The organism is uncultured Mailhella sp., assembly GCF_944324575.1.
Classification (GTDB): Bacteria; Desulfobacterota; Desulfovibrionia; order Desulfovibrionales; family Desulfovibrionaceae; genus Mailhella.
In genome coordinates this window covers 21,252-27,732 of the sequence record NZ_CALUWV010000027.1, presented here as the reverse complement: position 1 = coordinate 27,732, position 6,481 = coordinate 21,252, and the positions used below count along the sequence as shown (strand labels likewise).

The following is a 6,481-nucleotide window of genomic DNA, read 5'->3' as shown; positions in this document are numbered from 1 at the left end:
CCTGCTTCCATACGGTGGCCAGAGACAGGATGTGAAAGCTGCCGCTCAAAAACGGATACTTTGCCGAAAGCGAGGCCATGCCTTCGCTTATGCCCTGAAACGGCACGCCGTGACTCACCACGATGTTGAGCTGCACGGCCTCGCCGCTGTACTGCGCAATGGCGCAGGAATCGAAGCGATGACTCTGCCTGAGCACGGCATGAGCCTCGGGCAGAAGCGCACGCCCAGCTTCCGTAAGCACGGGAGAACGCGACGAACGATCAAAAAGCTCCACGCCGAGACTGTCTTCCAGCATGGCAATGTGCGTGCTCACCACGGACTGCGCCTTGCCCATGGCACGACCCGCAGCGGAGAACGAACCTTTTTCCGCCGCCGTGACAAAAGCGCGCAACTGTTCTATAGTCCAGTTCAAGGTTTTCCCCCTGTCTGACGTAACGTTTCTTTTTTCTATCAAAATATTGATGCTTCTTGATTTTTTATAACAAGAAAGATACGGTATGTCCACTCAATCAAAATGACGCCCCCTCTCAAAACAAGGGAGATGCCGATTCCGGCGAGACAGACACGGGAACGCACTCCACATCGTTTCCAGGCTCAATCTCGTTGCATTCCGGCACGTTGCGCATTTATTAAGGATACAGGAGCCTTGATATGGTCAAAATGCTGTCGATTCTTGCTCCGGCATTCATGCTGTTTCTTACGGGCTGCAACCTTGCGCCCGACTATCAGCGTCCGGAAATGGATATCCCTCAAACCTGGGAAGCTTCGCAGTCGCAGGCTCTCCAGACCAAGTGGTGGGAACGCTTCCACGACGAAACGCTGAACGCGCTGGTGGAAGAGGCTCTCGCGCACAATAAGAACATTGACCAGGCCATGGCCAACGTGGATCAGGCTCAGGCCGGACTCGGCATAGCGCGCGACGCGCTTCTGCCCGTGCCTTCCGCCTCGGCCGACGGCACGCGTACCATGGCGCGTTCTTCCACGTCGCCCGCCGCCATGCAGAACAACGGCAAAAACACGCACACCTTCTCCGGCGCGCTCGCCGCGAGCTGGACGCTCGACTTCTGGGGTAAATACTGGAACGCCGCAGAATCCGCCCGCGCCTCTCTGGTGGCCACCGAAGCCGCGCGCGACAACGTGATTCTCACCGTGGCGGCCAGCACCGTGGAATCGTACTTCTGGCTGAGCGCCTACACCTGGCAGGAGGAAATTGCGCGGGACGTGCTGAAAAACCGCGAAGACTCCCTCAAGATATACCAGAACCGCTTCGACAACGGCCAGATCAGCGACCTCGACATTCTGAGCATTCGCGCCAACGTGGAAACGGCGCGCAATGCCCTGGCTTCCGCAAGAATCGCCAAGAATGCCGCCGAAACCTCCCTTGCCGTGCTGCTCGGTCGTTCGCCTGCTGAAATCATGAAGATGGACGGTCTCAAGGCTCCCTCCTCTCTCATGACCTCGCTGGACAAGACCCCTGCCCTGCCCGCAGGCATTCCTTCCGACATTCTGGAGCACCGTCCCGACATCCGTCAGGCCGAAGCCAACCTTCAGGCCGCCAACTACGACATCGGCACGGCGCGCGCCTCGTTCTTCCCGTCCTTCTCGCTCACGGGTCTGCTCGGCAGCGCGAGCCTTGAGCTCAACGAAGTGCTCAGAAGCACCAATCAGTACGCGAGCGTGGGCGGCAGCCTGAGCCTGCCCCTCAACTTCTGGACCATCAAGCGCACCGTGGACAGCGCGGAAGCCGCCAAGCGGGCCGCCGTGGCCACCTACGAGCTCACCGTGCAGAACGCCTTCAAGGACGTGCGCGACGCGCTCGTGTCCCAGACCGAATACGCGAACTCCGTGGGCGCCATCACCCGTCAGGTGGACTACCTCTCCCGCGCGGTCATGCACGCCCGCACCCGCTACGACAACGGCTTCGCCTCCTATCTCGACCTGCTCACCGCGGAAAGCAACCTGTTCACCGCGCAGCAGTCCCTTGCCGTGGCGCATGCCAACCACCTTGTCAGCATAGCCGAAGTGTGTCTCGCCCTCGGCGGCGGCTGGCAGGAATAACCCGCTACTCCATCCTTATTCAAGGAGCATACCATAATGGCCAGACTTTTTAAGCTTGCGCCCGCTTTGCTGGCGCTTCCCTTCCTCCTTGTCGGCTGCGATCAGCTGAGCGGCCTCATATCCAAGAAGGACAACGCCGCTCAGTCGCCCCAGGCACGCGTGACGCGCGTGACCACCGTTAAAATGACTCCCCACAAGGTGGACATTCAGCGCGAGCTCACGGGCCGCACCGTGGCCTACCGCTGGGCCGAAGTCCGTCCCGAAGTGAGCGGCATTCTCAAGGAACGCTGCTTCACCGAAGGCGCCATGGTCAAGGAAGGCGACGTGCTCTACCGCATTGAGCCCGACACCTACAAGGCCGCCCTTGACAAGGCCCGCGCCGATCTCGCGAGCGCCGAAGCCAACCTCAACGTGACGAAGCTTCGCGAACGCCGCACGGCCAGCATGCTGAAGACCAAGTCGGTAAGTCAGCAGGACTACGACGACGTGAAGGCCACCCTGCGTCAGGCGCAGGCCTCCGTGCAGTCGTGCAAGGCCGCGGTGGATTCCGCGGAAATCAACTACCGCCGCACCGAGGTGCGCGCGCCCATAAGCGGTCGCATCACCCTCAGCAACTTCACCGTGGGCGCGCTGCTCACCGCAAGCCAGGCTTCGCCGCTTGCCACCATCTACCAGACCGACCCCATGTACGTGGAAGTGTCGCAGTCTTCCGACGACCTGTATTCCCTGCAGAAGCAGCTCGGCGAACGCGGCGACCTCAAGGACGTGACCCCCTCCGACATCAAGGCCACCCTCACCATGCACGACGGCTCCTTCTACCCCGCCGCCGGTCACCTCAACTTCACCGGCGTGAACGTGGATCAGACCACCAACACCGTCACCCTGCGCGCCGAGTTCCCCAACGCCGCCAACGTGCTGCTGCCCGGCCTGTTCGTGCGCGTCAACGTGGTCATGGGACAGGACGATCAGGCCATTCTCGCCCCGCAGAAGGCCGTGCTGCGCGATCTCAAGGGCCTGCCCTACGTCTACGTGGTCAAGGACGGTGTGGCCGAACGCCGCAACATCACCATAAGCCACGCCATAGGCAACGACTGGTACGTCACGGACGGCCTCAAGCTCGGCGAGGAAATCGTGCTCAACGGCGTCCACAACGCCCGCGGCGGACAGCCCGTGCAGGTGGTCACCGAAGAAGAAATGAAGGCTGATGAGGCCGCCGGAGGCAGCAAATAATGCTTTCCCGCTTTTTCATCCATCACCCCATATTCGCATGGGTGCTGGCCATCGTCACCATGCTGTTCGGTGTGCTGGCCATATTCACCATGCCCATATCGCAGTACCCGGAAGTGGCCTCGCCTTCCATACTCATCAACACGCGTTACTCGGGCGCTTCCCCCACCACCGTGGACCAGACCGTGACGCAGGTCATTGAACAGAACATGACCGGCATCGACAACCTGATCTACATGCAGTCGCAGTCCGACTCCTCCGGCATGTCCACCATCACCCTCACCTTCGAGGTGGGTACCGACCCCGACGTGGCCCACATGCAGGTGCAGAACAAGGTGCAGCAGGTGCAGTCGCAGCTGCCTTCCGCCGTGCAGAGCTACGGCGTGTCGGTGTCCAAGGGCAACGACAACATGTTCATGGTCATCACCCTGTACTCGCCGGACAACAGTCAGGAAAACATCGACCTTGCCGACTACATCAGCACCAACATCAAGGATGAAATCAGCCGCACGCAGGGCGTGGGCACGGTGCAGGTGTTCGGCGGCAAGTACGTCATGCGCATCTGGCTCGACCCCGACAAGCTCACCAAGTACGAGCTCACGCCTTCGGACGTGCGCAGCGCCATCACCGCCCAGAACATGGAAGTCACCGCCGGTCAGCTCGGCGCCAACATCATCGGCGGCAAGAACGATCAGGCCCTCAACGTCATCATCAAGGCACAGAGCCTTCTGCGCAACACCACCGAATTCGAAAACGTGCTGCTCAAGGTGACGGAAGACGGCCAGAGAGTGTTCATCCGCGACGTGGCCCGCGTGGCCATGGGCACGGAACTTGACGGCATCACCACCTACTACAACGGACACCCCGCCTCGGGCATAGGCGTCACCCTCGCCCCCGGCGCCAACGGCCTGGAAACCGCCAATCTGGTGAAGGCCAAGATTGAGGAGCTCTCCCACTACTTCCCCGACGGCATGGCCTACGAGCTGGCCTTCGACACCACGCCCCCCGTGCTCGCCTCCATCCATGAAGTGGTGAAGACCCTCGTGGAAGCCATCATTCTGGTGTTCCTCGTCATGTGGCTGTTCCTCCAGAGCTTCCGCGCCACCATCATTCCCACCATCGCCGTGCCCGTCGTTCTTCTCGGCACCATGGGCGTGCTGCTCGCCTTCGGCTACAGCATCAACACCCTGACGCTCTTCGCCATGGTCCTTGCCATCGGTCTGCTCGTCGACGACGCCATCGTGGTCGTGGAAAACGTGGAACGCGTGATTCAGGAAGAACATCTCGATCCCGTGCCCGCCACGGAAAAGTCCATGGACGAAATCAGCTCCTCGCTGATCGGCATCGGCGTGGTGCTCTCCGCCGTGTTCCTGCCCATGGCCTTCATGAGCGGCTCCACGGGCGTGATTTACCGGCAGTTCTCCGTGACCATCGTGTCCGCCATGACGCTGTCGGTGCTCGTGGCCCTGATCCTGACCCCCTCGCTCTGCGCAAGCCTGCTCAAGCCCCATTCCCAGGGCGCCCAGCACGGATTCTTCGGCTGGTTCAACCGCATGTTCACCAAGAACCAGCATCGCTACGCCGGCGGCGTGCATGCTCTCGTGCAGCGCGGCGGCAGACTCATGATCATCTACGCCGCCCTTGTGTGCGGCCTCGGCCTCGTATACAAGCAGTTGCCCACCTCCTTCCTCCCCTCGGAAGACCAGGGCGCCATCATCACCATGCTGCAGATGCCCCCGAACGCCACGCTGGCCCAGACCACGGCCCAGTTCCAGCAGGTTTCCGACTTCATTCTCAATGAAGAGAAGGAAAACGTGGAATCGTACATGTTCGTGGCCGGCTTCAGCATGGGCGGCATATCCGAAAACACCGGCATGGGCTTCGTCAAGCTCAAGGACTACGCCGACCGTACCAAACCCGGTCAGGACGCCGCTTCCGTGGCCGCACGCATACGTCAGCGCTTCGCCGGCATTCTCGACGGCCAGTTCATCGCCGCCATTCCCCCGGCCATCATCTCCCTCGGCATGACCAACGGCTTCACCATGGAACTGCAGGACCGCGGCGGCGTAGGTCATGAAAAGCTGGTGGAAGCCGGCAAGAAGCTCATGGGCGCGGCCTTTGCCAATCCGCAGATCGCCTACATCCGTCCCACCGGCATGGACGACATCACGCAGTTCAACATTCATCTGGACAACGCCAAGGCCACCAGCATGGGCCTCTCGCTCTCCAGCGTGAACTCCGACGTGTCCACCATGCTCGGCGGCACCTACGTCAACGACTTCGTGCACAACGAACGCGTGAAAAAGGTGTACGTGCAGGGCGACGCCAGCGTGCGCAAGAATCCCGAAAGCCTCAACCGCATCCACTTCCGCAATGCGGCCGGACAGATGGTGCCCTTCAACGCCATCTACTCCACCGACTGGACCTTCGGCCCCGCCGTGCTGCAGCGCTACAACGCCATGCCCGCCCTCGAATATCAGGGCGAACCCATGCCCGGCGTAGCATCCGGCATTGCCATGGCCATCATGGAAGAGGAAGTAAAGAAGCTCGGCAACTCCTTCGGCATGGAATGGACGGGCCTCTCCTATCAGGAAAAAATGGCCGGCTCCCAGACCACCATGCTGTACGCGCTGTCGGTACTCGTCGTGTTCCTGGCTCTGGCCGCCCTGTACGAAAGCTGGTCCATCCCGTTCGCCGTGCTGCTCGTCATACCGCTCGGCATTCTCGGCGCCGTGCTCGGCACCTACTTCAAGGATCTGACCAACGACGTATATTTCCAGGTCGGCATTCTGGCCGTCATGGGCCTCTCGTCCAAGAACGCCATTCTTATCGTGGAATTTGCACGAAACCTTCAGGCGGAAGGACGGAGCCTCATCGACGCCACCGTGGAAGCCTGCCGCATCCGTCTGCGCCCCATTCTCATGACCTCGCTGGCCTTCGGTCTGGGCGTGCTGCCCATGATGTCGGCTTCGGGCGCAGGCGCAGCCAGCCAGCACGCCGTGGGCACGGCCGTGTTCTGGGGCACCGTGTGCGCCACCACGCTCGGCATCTTCTTCATCCCCACCTTCTTCGTGGTCATCTGTTCGCTCACGGCATGGTTCCGCAAGAAGCTCACGAGAAAGCCGCGCTATGAATAACCGCTGAGTCCGCGCGACGGCTTCTCCCTCCGCCGCGTCGGACCAAAAAACAAGGGCCG

General features: G+C 61.3%; 4 protein-coding genes. 3 read left to right on the top strand and 1 reads right to left on the bottom strand.

Features of this window, described 5'->3' with window-relative positions; translation table 11 throughout:
• The coding region (locus tag Q0J81_RS05145; protein ID WP_294446392.1) for a LysR family transcriptional regulator at positions 1-412 on the bottom strand (412 nt) is incomplete at its 3' end.
• Between the two features lie 239 nt (positions 413-651).
• Between Q0J81_RS05145 and Q0J81_RS05140 the strand changes: the two genes are divergently transcribed.
• From Q0J81_RS05140 to Q0J81_RS05130, 3 genes are read left to right on the top strand one after another with little or no spacing between them, the layout of a single operon-like run.
• Complete coding sequence (locus Q0J81_RS05140) at positions 652-2,058, top strand: efflux transporter outer membrane subunit (RefSeq protein WP_294446391.1); 1,407 nt, start codon at positions 652-654, stop codon at positions 2,056-2,058.
• 36 nt (positions 2,059-2,094) lie between these two features.
• Positions 2,095-3,288, top strand: coding sequence for an efflux RND transporter periplasmic adaptor subunit (locus Q0J81_RS05135; protein ID WP_294446390.1), 1,194 nt, complete (start codon positions 2,095-2,097; stop codon positions 3,286-3,288).
• Positions 3,288-6,422 (top strand): efflux RND transporter permease subunit, encoded by a 3,135-nt coding sequence (locus tag Q0J81_RS05130; RefSeq protein ID WP_294446388.1) that lies wholly within the window; start codon positions 3,288-3,290, stop codon positions 6,420-6,422. Before Q0J81_RS05135 ends, Q0J81_RS05130 begins: the two co-directional genes overlap by 1 nt.
• Positions 6,423-6,481: the final 59 nt, after the last annotated feature.